Origin of the sequence: Paenibacillus faecis (assembly GCF_008084145.1) — a bacterium.
Taxonomy (GTDB): domain Bacteria; phylum Bacillota; class Bacilli; order Paenibacillales; family Paenibacillaceae; genus Fontibacillus; species Fontibacillus faecis.
In genome coordinates, this window is the sequence record NZ_VSDO01000003.1 from 440166 (window position 1) to 455004 (window position 14839).

The following is a 14839-nucleotide window of genomic DNA, read 5'->3' on the forward strand; positions in this document are numbered from 1 at the left end:
CGGGATACAAGAACCCCCGGAGTAAGCGAGGTTTGGTCATGATTCAAACGATCGAGGTAACCAGTTATGTACCGGAGCTGCTGCTGCGGAAGTGGAACGCGCCCGAATGGGACCGCCTTTCCCCCGTAGAAGACGTTCATTCCGGCGCGGTGCTGTTTGTCGACATATCCGGCTTTACACTGCTGAGCCAAAAGCTTGCCCACCAAGGGACGATCGGCCTTGAACAGGTTACGGGCATCCTCAATGCCTGTTTTGACACCATGATCGACCGGATCTCCCGGGCCGGCGGCAAGGTCGTCAGCTTCGCCGGCGACGCCCTGCTGGCGACATGGAGCGAAGGAAGCTGGCAAGCCACCGAGGAAGGCCGCCAGCGCCTGATCCGCCAGGCTGCCGCCTGCGGCCTGGACCTCCAGCGGGAATTGCATCAACGGGAGATCATGGACGGCGTAAACCTGTCGCTGCGGGTCTTTGTAGGCGGAGGCGGCTACACCGTCAGCTATGTCGGCGGTACGGGCGGGCGCTGGGAGCTTGTTTTGCGAGGAGACGCGATCCTGCAGTTAAAGGAATTCGCGGACTCCGCCGAAGTCGGCAAGGTTCTGCTGTCTCCGCAGGCTTTTGCGCAAATCGAAGCGTATGCGGCCGGCCTGGAAACTCCGCTGGAGAACGGGGCGGTGTTTATCTCTTCCTTGCTGCCCGAGGCTTATCCGTCTTCCCCCGGAATCACTCCGGGCGAAGGCGATTCGCCAACCGGACTGGACCCCTCGATGCTCCCGTATCTTCCCCCCGCCCTGCTTGCTTCCGCAGCGGCCGGGGATCATGACTGGTCCGCCGAGCTCCGGCGGATTACCGTAATGTTCATTCATCTTCCGGAGGTGCTGGGGAAGAGCAGCCTGGAGCAGCTCCACCGGATCACGGAACGGATTCAGGCGAGTGTGCAAGCCTACCAAACGGCCATCAACAAGGTGAATCTTGACGAAAAAGGCATCTCCGTCATCGCGGCCGCCGGCCTGCCTTCCCTGACCTACGAGAATGACGCGGCGCGCGCCTTAAAGACGGCGCTGCGCATTCAGGCGGAGCTGCGGGAAGCCGGCATTCCGCACGCGATCGGCGTCGCTACGGGCACGGTGTACTGCGGGTCCGTCGGCAGTGCCTTGCGCCGGGAATACACGATGATCGGCGACACGATGAACCTGGCGGCCCGGCTCATGCAAGCGGCCGAAGACGGCGCGATCTTGTGCGACGAAGCCACCTATGCGGCGGCTTCGGGGGCCATCCGGTTCCAGGCCGGGGAACCGAGGCAGTTCCGCGGCTTCGCCGGCGCCCGCGCGGTCTACGAGGCGCTGGGCATCGGCGCCGCCGAGCGCTCCCCTGCGGGCCGGCGCCGGGGCCGGGCGCAGCAGCCGCAAGCGCTGTTCGGCCGTGACGCTGAACACGGCGCGCTGCGCAGCCACGTCCTGCGCCTGCTCGAGGGCGGCAGCGGCTGCGTCTTCCTCCGGGGCGAAGCCGGTATGGGAAAGACCAGCTTGCTGGGCGAGCTGCAGCAAGAAATTCTCGGCTACGGCCTCCCCTTGTACAACGGTGCCGGGGAAGCCATCGAGCAGCAAACGCCGTATTACCCCTGGCGTAGCATTTTTTGGAACCTGCTGGGGTTGGACCATGTCCCCGCTGCCGAAGCGGACCGGCGTGCGCATGTCCAGCGGATTATTCAGGAGCAGCTGCCGTCCTGGCAGCATCTGTTCCCGCTGCTGCAGCCAGTCGTGCCTTTGGAGATCGCTGACAACGAGTGGACGGCCTCCATGTCGGGCCGGATTCGGGCGGAGAACACCCAGGCGATCTGCCTGGAGCTGCTGCAAAGCCTGATCGGAGGGCAGCGGACCGCCCTGTTTATCGACGACGCCCACTGGATCGACCCCTCCTCCTGGGCGCTGCTGCTCAGCCTTACCGAGCGGCTGCCTTCCGTGCTTATTGTCGCGGCTTTGCGTCCGGATGAAATTTCGCAGCCGACGGAGTCCCGCCAGCTGCAGGATCGCCCCGGCACGGAAACGGTCGACTTGTCGATGCTGGACGGCGGAGAAACGCTTCAACTGATTCAGGATCGGCTCGGGGTGACCTCGCTCCCCAAATCGGTGGTCAACCTGATTTTGGACAAATCGGAAGGCCATCCCTTCTATTGTGAAGAACTGGCCTATACCCTCCGCGATTACGGGTATATCGGCATCGAAAACGGGGAATGCCGTCTTTTGAAGCCGGAGCATGAATTCATGAAGCTTGATTTCCCTCACTCGATCCACGGCATTATCGCCAGCCGCATCGACCGGCTGCCTGCGGAGGAACAGCTCGTTCTAAAAGTGGCCAGCGTGATCGGCAGACATTTCACCTATTCCGCGCTCCAGGGGATTTTGCCGGTGCCGACCGCGGACAACGCGCTATACGGCCGGCTTGATACGCTGGAACAGGTCAACCTGACTCTGCTGGAAAGCAGGGAGCCCGAATTAATGTATATTTTCAAGCATATTATCACGCAGGAAGTTACTTACAATCTGCTCCTGCACGCCCAGCGCCGCCAGCTTCACCGTGAACTGGCCCTGTGGTACGAACAGCAGTATCCGGACGCCCCGGCTTATTACAGCGTGCTGGCTTATCACTGGTCAAGAGCCGAGGACACGGCAAGAAGCATGCACTACCTGGAAAAGGTCGGACGCCTGGCCCTGCAGAGCGGTGCTTACCAAGAAGCGGTTCACGTCCTGTCCGAGCTTGTGGCCAAGGCCGAAGCCGCCGATACGCCGAAAGCGGACCGGGCCAAATACCGGCGCCTGCTCGGCGACGCTTATATGGGGGTCGGAGACATGGAGCAGGCGGTCCCTTGTCTGGAGGAAACGCTCGATTTGCTCGACATGCACTCCGCCAAGTACACCGAACGCATCAAAAAGCAAATGTCCCGCCAAATGGTGGTTCAAGTATGGCACCGCCTAAAGCGGTCGGTGGGATTCACCCCCACCTCGAAGCCTACGCCCGCCGTGGCCGAAGCGGTTCATTGCTATCACTGTCTGGCGGAGATCGCGTTTTTTAACAATCAGAACGTGCGGAACCTGTACTATTCGCTCCATGGACTGAATCTGGCCGAGACGTTCGGCGCTTCCAAGGAACTGGCTATCATTACGGGGAATATGTGCGTCACCGCGGGAATCATGGGTTGGCGAAGACTGGCCCGCTCTTATGCCAAGCAGGCGCTGGACGCGGCCGAAGCGCTCGACGATCTCTCCACCAAAGCCTGGGTCTACATGGACATCTCGCTGAACAACATCGGCAGTGGAGTATGGGAGACAGCCGGCGACTTGGCGCAACGGGCCATGGCGATTTACGAGAAACTCGGGGACCGCCGTTACTGGGAGGCCTCTTCCTACCTCTATGTAAAAACACTCGCTTATCATTTTTCCGATTACGACGCCAGTATGGCCCTGGCCTCCGATATCTATGAGTCCGGGGTGCAAAGCGGGAATGCCCAAGCGAAATCATGGGGACTCATGGCTCTTTCCGAAGGGCTGCTGTATTGCGGCCGCATTCCGGAGGCTGTCGAAAGGCTGGAAGAAGCCGTGTCCCTCATTCCGGTCAACATCGGCATGACCGAGGAGCTTCGCGTCTACGGTCTGATGGCGTTAGCCCGACTCAAGGAGGGGCGGCCGGAGGAGGCGCTAACTTATGCGGAAAAAGCGCTCGCCCTCATCCGGCAGTCCTCGCCCGCTGCATACTACTCCTTCGACAGTTATGCGGCTGTGACGGAAGCATTGCTGACGCTGTGGGAGAAGAAACTGGGGGGAGGCATCGATCTCGGCCGGGAAGCCTGGAAACTGCAAAGTCTGGCGGAAGAAGCCTTGAAAGGACTTCAGGCTTTCGCCGGCGTCTTCCCGGTCGCCAAACCGCGCGCCGAATTGCTTACGGGGGTCTACCAGCGGCTGAAGGGCTTCCCGCAAGTCGCCTTCCGCTGCTGGAGTCGCGGCATCAAGGAGGCCAAGCGGCTCAAGATGCCTTACGAAGAGGCGCTGGTCCAGTTGGCGATGGCCCGGGCTCTCGCGCCCGATTCGCAGCAAGGTGCGGATTGCGCCGCCGCGGCCCGGCAATTATACAGCAAAATGGGAATTCCTTATCCGGAGGAGCAGTGACGGCGGGATTCCACGCTCCGGGATGCTTGCAATAAAGCAAGCGAGCAAGCAGGAATAACCGGTCCATCTGTCGAACAACAGAGGAGATTATTTTACTTCATAAGGGGGATGCAACAACATGCTTTTTGTTCTTCTATTCTGCGCGGCCATGTATGTTCTGTTTGCGGGGGCCTACTTCTCGCTGGCCAAAAAGGCGGGGCTGGACGATATCGCCTGGTTTGCCTTTGTGCCGATTCTGAACACCATTCTGCAGCTGAAAATGATCAAGGAAAGCGGCTGGTGGGTCTTGATGTACCTCGTGCCGTTCGCCAATCTGGTATTTGCCATCATTTGGCAGGTCCGACTGCTTAACGCTTTCGGAAAAAGCGGCGCCTACGTCCTTTTCTGCATTTTCCTGTCGCCGGTGTACGCCATTTTGTGGCTCGTCTGGGGATATTCCAGCAAAACGATGTATGTGCTCGATTATCGGGTTCCACCGCAAGGTTATATGGCTTAAAATAGGCCGCAGCATATCAAAAGACCGGGGCTATTCTGGCATCCCCGGTCTTTTTGTTGTTGTTGATTTAAGATACCGCTTGAGCTTTCACAAACTTGGTGAACAACCCCCGCACCAACGGTCCCATCACCAGCAGTTGCAAAGGATAGGCCATCACGAAATTCTGGCAGAACGTTCTGAGGTAACTCATGACCAGAGAACCTTCTCCCGGACTGCCAACGAGATTGGACATCACCAGCCCGAACAGAGACATGAAAAACACCATGCCGATCACCATGCAGGACGAAACGGCAAGGATGACCTGTACCTTCTTGGTCTTATTGATCGGCAGCTTGAACGCCGCCTTTCTGGCAAAGGGACCTACGATGAACATTTCCAAAGCCATCGCGACCACAAACCCGGCTAGATACTGAATGATCATGTCGGCAAAGCTTAAGGTTCCGATCATGTCATGAATCAGCAAATTATAAGTTGTCATGCATACAACCATCCCGAAACACATCATCAAACCAAAGTACAGCGCTTCTCTCTTTGTAGTTGGCACTCCGCTCCACCTCTCTTTTTATTCGGCTTGATCAGTATATCGATTTCAAACTTTGTCTCGTAAGTGAACAAATTGCGAACTTTCTTTGACACACACTAAAATAGGGGGTCTCCGATCGAATCGGAAATCCCCTTTTGGAGTTCAGTGCAGTTCAGTGCTTACAGCTCAATCGTCATCTGCCGAATGGACGGGTGCGCAGCCACCCGCACGCCCTGCGGGCCTTCCTGCGGGTCCCCGCCTTCGACGGAGGCGATTCTGCTGATGCCGCGAAGCACCAGCTCCCAGGGTTTACCCACCGTCCCCTCGACGATGACGGCAAGCCGCTTGCCCGTCCGCTCCACCCGTACCTGCAGCTCGGTTCGGCCTTTGTCATTGCATACCGATACGGTAGCCGTACGTCCCTCGTCCAGTTCAAACAGATGCAGGGCCACGCCGTCCGCGTAATCGTAGTCCGGCCGCAGGTCGTTGGCTCCCACCGCGATCAGGCTGCCCGGGCGCGCCATCAGCGGCAGGCTGAAGTAATCGTGCCGCTCCTGCACCCATCTTCCCCCTTCGATTACATCGCCGCTCAGGAAGTTCGTCCAGCGCCCTTCCGGCAAGTAATATTTGGCCGCTCCTTCGCCGTTGAAAATCGGAGCGACCAGGAAGGCGTCGCCGAGCATATATTGACGGTCCAGCGTTTCGCAGGCCGGATCTTCCGGGAATTCCAGAACCATCGCGCGCATCACCGGCACGCCCGTATGGGTCGCCTCTACGGAAGTGCTGTACAAATACGGCATCAGCGTCGATTTCAGCTTGGTGAAAAACCGCAGCACATCGCTCGCTTCCTCGTCAAACAGCCAAGGCACCCGGTAGGACTGGCTGCCGTGCAGGCGGCTGTGCGACGACAATAGTCCGAAAGCGGCCCAACGTTTGTAAAGGTCCGGGGTCGCCGTATTTTCAAACCCGCCGATATCATGACTCCAGAAGCTGAACCCCGACAGCCCCAGCGATAATCCGCCGCGAAGCGTCTCCGCCATCGAAACGTAGGTCGCCGAGCAATCGCCGCCCCAATGCACCGGATACTGCTGGCCGCCGGCCGTGGCCGAACGGGCGAAGACCATCGCTTCGTTTTTCCCCTTCGCCTCCTCCAGCACCTCAAACACCGCCTTGTTGTACAGATGCGTGTAGTAGTTGTGCATTTTTACCGGGTCCGATCCGTCATAATAGACGACATCCGTCGGAATACGCTCGCCGAAATCGGTTTTGAAGCAATCGACGCCCATGTCGATCAACGCCCTAAGCTTATCCTGATACCATTTCACCGCGGCGGGGTTGGTAAAGTCCACGAGCCCCATGCCCCCTTGCCAGCGGTCCCACTGCCAGACGTCGCCGTCCTTCGTTTTGACCAGATACCCGTTGGCCTTCCCCTCATCAAAGAGATACGATTGCTGGGCGATATAGGAGTTGATCCAGACCGAGATGTTCAAGCCCTTGCTTTTCAGCCGGTTCAGCATGCCCTGCGGATCGGGAAACACCTCCGCGTCCCATTGAAAATCGCACCAGTGGAATTCCTTCATCCAAAAGCAGTCGAAATGGAACACATGCAAAGGAATGTCGCGTTCGAGCATCCCGTCAATGAAGCTGTTGACCGTCTCTTCATCGTAGCTGGTCGTAAACGAGGTGGTGAGCCACAGCCCGTAGGACCAAGCCGGAGGCAGCGCCGGTTTCCCCGTCAGCTTCGTGTAATTGTTCAGCACTTCCTTCAGGCTGGACCCGCCGATAATGTAGTATTTCAACGATTCGCCGGGGACGCTGAATTGGACCTTGGATACGACTTCGGAAGCCACCTCGTACGAAACGCGTTCCGGGTGGTCCACAAACACGCCGTAGCCGTAGCTCGACAAATAGAACGGCACGTTTTTGTAAGCCTGCTCGCTGCAGGTTCCGCCGTCTTCGTTCCATAGGTCCACGACCTGGCCGTTTTTGACAAACGGCGTAAATCTTTCGCCGAGCCCGTAAATGTATTCCCCGACGCCGAGATCCAGCTGTTCCCGCATGTACGTGGACTGGTCGGGCATTTTAAGGTGTCCCGGACTCTTGTAGCCGCTGCCGGTCAATCTTTTGCCGTTGTACATAAAATGCGTGCTCCAGCCCTCGTTCTTGTGCACTTCCACGCTGAGCCTTCCGCTGGTCAAGCTGGCAATCTCCTCGCCGTTCTCGATTTGAACCTCCACCGCTTCGTCGACATGCTTGGCGAATTCCGGCCCCTTCGGCAGCCTGCCGCCGTGATGGACCAGTTCCACCGCGATTACGTCGGGCATCGGCGAAGTGTAGTTGACTGTCAAAACCGCGGTGTTGAGCGTGTCGCCGCGGGTGATGATTTTTTTGCAAGAGGCCAGTATGGTCAGCTTCTCCGGCGCGGTTCGCACGCCGCGTACCTCCACCGGATAGTTCAAGGTTACTCCAGGTCTTACGTGCCAATATCCATCCGTAAATTTCATCCCTGTTCCTCCACCTGTCTATATTTATATTTTTTATCTTGTATCGCTCTTTCTACTGTCCAGCGTCCAGCCTACCGCCCAGCTCCGGCACGACATCTGTCGGCCCCCGGCCCGTCAAGGCGTTCACCAGATTGGTGACGGCGGACATCGCCATCCGGTTGCGGGTTTCGGCGGTGGCCGAGCCGATATGCGGCAGCGTGACCACGTTGTTCATGCCCAAAAACGGGTGCCCCGCTCCGATCGGTTCCTGCTCATACACATCCAGCCCCGCGCCGGCGATCAACCTGCCTTCCAACGCGCGAATCAAGGCCTCCTCCTGAACGGTTTCGCCACGGGAGACATTGACGAAAACCGCGCTCCGCTTCATAAGCTTAAACCGCTCTTCATTCATCAAATGCCGGGTTTCGGGGGTGAGCGGGGTCAGGAGCACCACGTAATCGGACGTTCGAAGCAGTTCCTCCAGCGAGGAGTAGCCTACACCGAGCTGCTGCTCGACCTCCGGCTTGCGGCTGCGGCTGTAATAGACGACGTCCATTTCAAAGCCGAGGCGGGCCCGCCGGGCCACCGCTTCGCCGATCCGGCCCATGCCGATGATGCCGAGCCGCTTATGGTGCACATCCAAACCGAACAACTGCTCATCCATTCCCGATACCCAGCGGCCTTCCTTGACCAGCCGATCCAGCTCGGCCACCCGGCGGGCCGACGAAAGAATCAGCGCCATGGCGAGGTCGGCCACCGTGTTGTCCAACACGTAAGGGGTGTGGGTGGCTAAAATGCCCCGTTCTCGAAAAGCCCGCAGGTCCAGATTGTTGTAGCCTGCCGACAAGTTGCTGACGACCCGCAAGGCCGGGCCTGCCTTGAGTACGCTCCCGTCGATCGGCGTCCCTGTCACGAGGAGACCCTCCGCGTCTCCGATTCGCTCCGCCAGCGTATCGGCGTCGATCTCACCCGGGCCCCGCCAATAGGAACATCGGCAATGCCGTTCCAGAAAAGCGGCCGCCGGTTCGGGCAAGCTTCTTGCAATGTATACCTTCGGTTTCATCAGGCGTTTCCCGCCTCCTTTACTTGCCGAAGAATCGGCTATACGATTAGTCCTTCATCGCACCCGCGGTCACGCCGCCTACGACGTACTTCTGCATCGAAACGAAAATCACGATGATCGGCAGCGCCGCCAGCGTAGCGACGGCCATCAGATTGTTCCACTCGGTGCCGTATTGCCCGATAAAGCGGTAGAGTCCGAGCGTCAGCGGGCGGACTTCATTGCTCGACGTCAAGGTCAAGGCAAAGATGAAATCTCCCCAGCCGAACAGGAAGCAGAACGCGCCGACCGTCATAAGCCCCGGCTTTACCAGCGGCAGAATAATTTTCGTGAACGAAGTGAATTTGTTGCAGCCGTCGATTTTGGCCGCCTCCTCCAACCCGCCGGGCAAGGCGAGGAAAAAGGGACGGAGCGTAATGATGGCAAAAGGCAGCGAGTGGATCAGATCGGCGAAGATGAGTCCCGCAAAGTTGTCGATCAGCTGCACCTTCGAGAACATCATGTAGAGCGGCATCGCCATCATAATCCCCGGCAGCATCTGAATGGACAGCACCGAGATCATGATCAGCGCCTTCCCTTTGATCGACAGCCGGGCCAGCGCATAAGCCGCCGGGATCGAGAGGAGCAGCGAGAGCACCATCGTGCCGGTCGCGATAATAAAGCTGTTGCCGATATAACCGATCATGTCCTGATTGCGGACAAAATTGTTGATGTAGGACTCCAACGTTGCGCCCACCGGCAAAATATGCGGCGGATTATGATACAGCTCGGTCACCGGGGTCAAGGACGTTTTGACCATCCAATACACCGGAAAAAGAAACACGATCATGATGACGACGCTGATGAGAGTCGCACCGGCCAAACGCCATTTTTGGCTGCGCATTAGTGCACCTCCTCCTTACTGGACATTCTCAGGTACACGATCGAAATGACGACCAGGATCAGGAACATGATCATCGATACCGATGCGCCCTGGCTGAACTCCAAAGTCGTAAACGACAGCTGGTACGCATAGATCGGCAATACGGTCGAAGAAGTCACCGGTCCGCCCTGCGTCATAATAAAGATCAAATCGAAGACCTTGAAGGTGTTGATAATGCCCAAAATCAGCAGCACGAGAATGGTCGGACGCATCAGCGGCAGCGTAATATGCCGGAATTGGACAAGCCGGTTGGCGCCATCCAGTTTGGCCGCTTCGTACAGATGATCGGGCAGCCCCTGCAGCCCCGACAAAAGAATGATCATATTGAACGGAATCCCGATCCAGATGTTGGCGACTACCGTGCCGAGCAAGGCCGTGCTTCCCTCGCTAAGCCAGTTGATCGGCCGATCGATGATTCCCAGCGTTTGCAAGAAGTAATTGATGACCCCGAAGTCCCCCGACATCATCCACTGAAACACGGTACCGCTGATGACCACGGGCATCATCCAGGCCAGCAGCATTAGAGAACGGAACAGATTGCGTCCCGGGAATTTCAAATTGAAAAATAAAGCCAAAGCAAAGCCGATCGTAAATTGGAAAAAGATACTCACCACGGTAAACACCGCGGAATTCTGCAAGGCCGTATAGAAAACCGGGTCCTTCAACGATTTGATATAGTTGGAAAAACCGACGAAATCATGCTCACCGCTCAAGTTATAGACGTTCACGTTTTGAAAGCTCAGCAGCAGATTGTAAATCAGCGGAAATCCGATAAAAATGACCATAAACACGAGCGCCGGCAAAACGAACAAATAGTTGTTCCATGACGAGAACCATTTTGCCCGGCGGGATAAGGCGTAGCTCCCGTTCGCTCCGGATTTGTGGGACATGACTTCTCCCCCTGTTTCTTTGGAATGGGGGATGCCGACTCGGCATCCCCGGTGACAAACTAAACTTTGGTGGTTTTTATTCTTATTTCTTCACCAGCGGATCGATTTTGCCGGCCGCTTCCTGGACGGCTCGCTCAGGCGCTTTGCTGCCCGTGATGACTTGCTGCAGCATGATTTGAACAGCCTCGGACATTTTCGGATATTCCGGACCGTAGGCTCTCGCTTTGGCCACTTCCATCGCATCCGCAAACACTTTCAAGTCCTTGTCGTCCTGCCAGAATGGATCCTGCAGCAGGTCGGAGCGGCTCGGGAGCCGTCCCGCCGCCTGTACAAACGCTTTCAAACGATCGGGCTCGTTGGCGAATTTGATAATGTCGAAGGCGATGTCTTTGTTTTTGGAGGCGTTGGTAATCGCCCAGTTTTCGCCGCCGAGAATCGTTCCGCCCTGCTTGTTGACCGGCAGCTCGACGACGCCCCAATTGACTTTTCCTTCTTTTTTGAGCAAAGGAATCTGCCAGGTGCCGTTCATCATCATCGCTACCTTGCCGGTGGAGAACTGAACGACGGTGTCGGACTGCTTCTGGTTGATGACTTCCTTGGACATATAACCGTTCTTGACCATATCGGAGACCAGGGTCGCCGCTTCGATCGTGCCCGGGCTATTGAAGTTCGTCAGGTCGGACCCGGCCTGGTACATCAGGGGAAGGAACTGGAATGTGCCTTCTTCCGTTTTGACCGCGGTCATCGCAAAACCGTAAACATCCTTGGTGGTAAGCTGTTTGGCCGCTTCCTTCAGCTCTTCCCAATTGGCGGGAGGGGTCAGGCCTTTCGCTTCAAACATATCCTTGTTGTAATAGAGCGCCAGATTGTTGCTGCCGATCGGCACGCCGTAGTTCTTGCCTTCATAAACGGTAGAAGACCAAGGACCTTCGAAGTACTTATCCGCCTGGCCCCACTCCTTGATCGGCTCGGTCAGGTCCGCGAGAATGCCGGCCGCGGCAAAAGCCTGGTGGTCCGGGTTATCGATCCAGACGATATCCGGCATGTCGTTACCGACGGAACCGAGGAGCAGCTTGTTCTTGATATCCGCAAAAGAGATATAGGTGCGTTCGATTTTGACGTTCGGATGGGCCGCCTCATATTCGGAAATGATCGTTTTGATGGCGCCTTGGGTGGCGTCGCTGGTCATGGAATCCCACCACTTAATGACGACCTTGTCGCCCTCTTGGCCGGAGCCGCCGGACCCGCCCGAACCCGACTCCGTTTTTGGAGCGCACGCGGACAATACGACGAGAGCAGCCACCATTAACATCATGAGAGCCCTTACATTTTTGAACATTGCCTTTCCCCCTAGTCTTCTTGGTTTGTAAGTTTGTATTTGCATGCACTGCCGTTTTCGTTTTGGAGTTGCTCTAGTTTAAAAACGGAGGCAGTAATACCGATTGTGGGTGAGTCGAAGTGAAGGCATCAAATTAAAGCTACTTATTTCATCATAAAATGATGTACGTACATCATTTTTACGGTAAAAAACTGCGTTATTACGCAGGGCGTGGTTTAGATGTAATAACGCGCGTTTTCCTTGGTCACCAATTCCAGCTTGGTGATGTTTTCTTTCAACCCGACTTTGTGGCCGGAAACCAGGTGGTCGAACATCGCCTTGACCGTCAGGTAGCCCTGATTGACCGGATCCTGGCAAATCGTCGCGGTGACGATCCCCCGCTTCATGTATTGGTAGGTTTCCTCCGTCATATCATGGCCGATGAGAACCGGGCGGTGTTCCAGTTCAAGCTCCTCCAAATGCTTGGCGACTACATCCAGGCGGGCGCTGGACACGTAAATTCCGTCCACTTCCCGGAAGTAATCGGCAAACGCGTCGGGCGAGTCGTAATCTTCCTGCCGGAGCTTGAGCGGACCGACCATTTCAATGTGATCGTACTCGCTCACCACTTCGCGGAACCCGGTAATCTTCTGCTGCATTTGAAAGTTGGTGTATGACATCACCAGCCCTACCCTCGTCTTCCCGCCGAGGAACTTGCACAGCGCGTCCGCCGCCAGACGGCCGGCAATCCGGTAGTCGCAGCCGACGTAGAACAGCCGCTTGCTCAGCGGCGAATCGCTGTTAAACGTACAGACCGCCACCCCCTGATCCATGCCATGGTCGATCAAATCGGCCATTTCCTGAGGATCGTTCGGCGACAGCGCGATGGCGTCGTAATTCCCCGAATCGATCAGTTCCTGTACAATCTTCTTCTGCGGCTCCAGTTCGTATTTCTCGGAACGGATGATGCTGACGTGAAGCCCGTAATCGCGAAACTCATCGATGGCGATCTGCACGCCTTTCTCCACCTGTGTCCAAAAATACTCTGGAAGCTCCGGGAATACCATCGCCATATGATAATCATTCTTCCGCGACAGAAAGCTCGCCGATTTGTTCGGCATGTAGTTCAATTCCTTGATCTTCTCCATCACTTTGTCATAAGTCTGGCGCTTCACATTTCCCCGGTTGTTCAACACCCGGTCCAGCGTAGCCGCGGATACCCCGATCTGCTTCGCCAGTTCTTTCAGCGTCAATCGTCTCTCTTGTCCCATACTCTATCCTCTGCCATTTCTTTTTTTCTTGGCTTTTATGGTCCCATCATATCAACCGAACATTTTTATGTCAACGCTTTCATGATATTTGTTTGACTTTTTTTGATTTACGTACATCATTTATTTATTTGGCGAGACGCCGGGCAAGTTCCAACGGGCGTAGGCCCCGTAGCGCCTAGAGCCAGTTTAACAACTGGTACTGGTATGGGGTGCCGTTGGCGGTGCTGTACTCGTCAGCACCACATTGGGCTTTTGCGGCGTGCTGCAAACTTATCGGCAGTCCGGGGCGCTCAGGAAAGATAAGGGCCAAATGAGGCGCTATTTTGTCGAATTTGCCTCTTCGGCGTGAAATAGCGCACTAGCGTTGCATTAAGTAATTTGATTATGAATAATTCCCCTAAATTTACTTTTAATCAATATTTTTACATTATGTTTTTCTTGGTTAAACAAAAAAAGCTAAGGGGGAAAAGGCCCTACGCATTATCCTTTTTTTTGAAAATTACTATTCCTGTTCATTTGTCATTAGCGTATGATCAGTCTCGGCTCCATTGACTTCTTTGCTTTTTTTGGTGGCCTGCCATTTCGCTTGGTTCGCCCCTTCGAGGTTCGTGTTGGCTTGCGGTAGAGGGCTTTCATCAGATCTTCCCACGGCTTTTCCGCATAGATACGAATCAGTTGAAGAAGATCCCACATCGATTTTTTACAGTCCAGGGTCAACTTGACGAGCAAGCATAAAGCATAGGCGATTAAAGCGATATACATTTGGTTCCAGATGACTTCTGGCGTATATCCATGTGGTTTAACTAATCGAATATGCTGTTTGACCCACTTAAAAAACAACTCGATGTGCCAACGATTTCGGTAAATCTCAGCGATTTGGTGTGCAGACAAGTCAAAACGGTTCGTTACAAGGCGATAAGTACGCTTCTGGTCATCATAAAACTCAATTAGGCGAAAAACCCCAGGCAAGCCCGGAAGCTTCACATCAGCATCACGGATGAAACCCTTCTGTCTTTTGGGCAGTTCCCTTTCCCGGATGATCGTTAGCCGGCTATTTTCCTTGACGCGACATACAAATTTGATCTTGTCCTCTAGCCATTGTTGAAAATGCTCGTACACTTGGTAACCACGATCCATCACATAAGTCGCGTCTTTGTCGACCGTGAATTCAAGAGCCACTTCATGGTCCGCGATATCCTTGGTGGAGGCGATGATTTTACCCGGATACATGGTTTTGGAGTCCACCACGACCAAGGAGGTGTGCATCTTCGCGCCGTGATTGGTTTCTGAACAGTAGCACCATTTTGCGAGAATAGGTGGCAGAGTAACTCCCGTCGAATCTAAGAGATTTAGTTTACCAATACCCGGAGTAATTCCCTTCAAGTTCTTCGTTTGCTGCTTGATTCGTTCCATGATCGAGAAAAAGAGCGTTTGAAGATTTGCCATAGGCAGTTGCTTCATTTTTCGTGATAACTGGGCAGCACTGATACTTTCGAGTTGAAGGAATTTCTGAAAATCGCGATTGGCGGCTAAATGCTCTGCTATCACTTTATAGGAACCGCGCTGGTGCAACTGAGCCTCAATAAACAGAAGAGTCGCAGAACCGACAAAAAATTTCCGGGCACGATAATCCAAAGATGTATTACGAGAAGGGTCCACATTTAATAACTTTAGACATTGACAAATGACAGTTTGATTAGGTACGTTATCCATAGT

Annotated in this window: 10 protein-coding genes; 2 read left to right on the forward strand and 8 right to left on the reverse strand. The window is 55.3% G+C overall.

Annotated elements, in window-relative coordinates:
• Positions 1 to 38 precede the first annotated feature (38 nt).
• On the forward strand, positions 39 to 4160 hold the full coding sequence (locus FRY98_RS15450) for an AAA family ATPase (protein ID WP_148453521.1): 4122 nt from the start codon (positions 39 to 41) through the stop codon (positions 4158 to 4160).
• Positions 4161 to 4278: 118 nt separating this feature from the next.
• Complete coding sequence (locus FRY98_RS15455) at positions 4279 to 4656, forward strand: DUF5684 domain-containing protein (RefSeq protein WP_148453523.1); 378 nt, start codon at positions 4279 to 4281, stop codon at positions 4654 to 4656.
• 67 nt (positions 4657 to 4723) lie between these two features.
• Here FRY98_RS15455 and FRY98_RS15460 read toward each other — a convergent pair whose 3' ends face one another.
• From FRY98_RS15460 to FRY98_RS15495, 8 genes are all read right to left on the reverse strand, one after another.
• Complete coding sequence (locus tag FRY98_RS15460; protein ID WP_148453525.1) at positions 4724 to 5200, reverse strand: DUF2798 domain-containing protein; 477 nt, start codon at positions 5198 to 5200, stop codon at positions 4724 to 4726.
• Positions 5201 to 5358: 158 nt separating this feature from the next.
• Entirely contained in the window at positions 5359 to 7683 is a 2325-nt protein-coding gene (yicI, locus tag FRY98_RS15465) for an alpha-xylosidase (protein ID WP_148453527.1), read from the reverse strand.
• Between the two features lie 52 nt (positions 7684 to 7735).
• The gene (locus FRY98_RS15470; protein ID WP_148453530.1) at positions 7736 to 8725 is read right to left on the reverse strand and encodes a 2-hydroxyacid dehydrogenase; all 990 of its coding nucleotides are present in this window, start codon (positions 8723 to 8725) and stop codon (positions 7736 to 7738) included.
• A gap of 46 nt (positions 8726 to 8771) precedes the next feature.
• Entirely contained in the window at positions 8772 to 9605 is an 834-nt protein-coding gene (locus FRY98_RS15475; RefSeq protein WP_148453532.1) for a carbohydrate ABC transporter permease, read from the reverse strand.
• Positions 9605 to 10534, reverse strand: a complete 930-nt coding sequence (locus tag FRY98_RS15480) for a carbohydrate ABC transporter permease (RefSeq protein WP_148453534.1) — start codon at positions 10532 to 10534, stop codon at positions 9605 to 9607. The genes FRY98_RS15475 and FRY98_RS15480 overlap by 1 nt, the downstream gene beginning before the upstream one ends.
• Before the next feature lie 82 nt (positions 10535 to 10616).
• On the reverse strand, positions 10617 to 11873 hold the full coding sequence (locus tag FRY98_RS15485; RefSeq protein WP_170287102.1) for a sugar ABC transporter substrate-binding protein: 1257 nt from the start codon (positions 11871 to 11873) through the stop codon (positions 10617 to 10619).
• A gap of 215 nt (positions 11874 to 12088) precedes the next feature.
• Positions 12089 to 13123: a LacI family DNA-binding transcriptional regulator gene (locus FRY98_RS15490; protein WP_148453538.1), complete on the reverse strand. Its 1035-nt coding sequence runs from the start codon at positions 13121 to 13123 to the stop codon at positions 12089 to 12091.
• Positions 13124 to 13645: 522 nt separating this feature from the next.
• Positions 13646 to 14836, reverse strand: a complete 1191-nt coding sequence (locus FRY98_RS15495; RefSeq protein ID WP_170286984.1) for an IS4 family transposase — start codon at positions 14834 to 14836, stop codon at positions 13646 to 13648.
• Positions 14837 to 14839 lie beyond the last annotated feature (3 nt).

Bases quoted from the DNA above. Each gene is read 5' to 3' on its own strand.
- FRY98_RS15495 (WP_170286984.1), bottom strand. From the start codon at position 14,836: ATGGATAACGTACCTAATCAAACTGTCATTTGTCAATGTCTAAAGTTA.
- FRY98_RS15470 (WP_148453530.1), bottom strand. From the start codon at position 8,725: ATGAAACCGAAGGTATACATTGCAAGAAGCTTGCCCGAACCGGCGGCC.
- yicI (WP_148453527.1), bottom strand. From the start codon at position 7,683: ATGAAATTTACGGATGGATATTGGCACGTAAGACCTGGAGTAACCTTG.
- FRY98_RS15475 (WP_148453532.1), bottom strand. From the start codon at position 9,605: ATGCGCAGCCAAAAATGGCGTTTGGCCGGTGCGACTCTCATCAGCGTC.
- FRY98_RS15480 (WP_148453534.1), bottom strand. From the start codon at position 10,534: ATGTCCCACAAATCCGGAGCGAACGGGAGCTACGCCTTATCCCGCCGG.
- FRY98_RS15450 (WP_148453521.1), top strand. From the start codon at position 39: ATGATTCAAACGATCGAGGTAACCAGTTATGTACCGGAGCTGCTGCTG.
- FRY98_RS15490 (WP_148453538.1), bottom strand. From the start codon at position 13,123: ATGGGACAAGAGAGACGATTGACGCTGAAAGAACTGGCGAAGCAGATC.
- FRY98_RS15455 (WP_148453523.1), top strand. From the start codon at position 4,279: ATGCTTTTTGTTCTTCTATTCTGCGCGGCCATGTATGTTCTGTTTGCG.
- FRY98_RS15485 (WP_170287102.1), bottom strand. From the start codon at position 11,873: ATGTTCAAAAATGTAAGGGCTCTCATGATGTTAATGGTGGCTGCTCTC.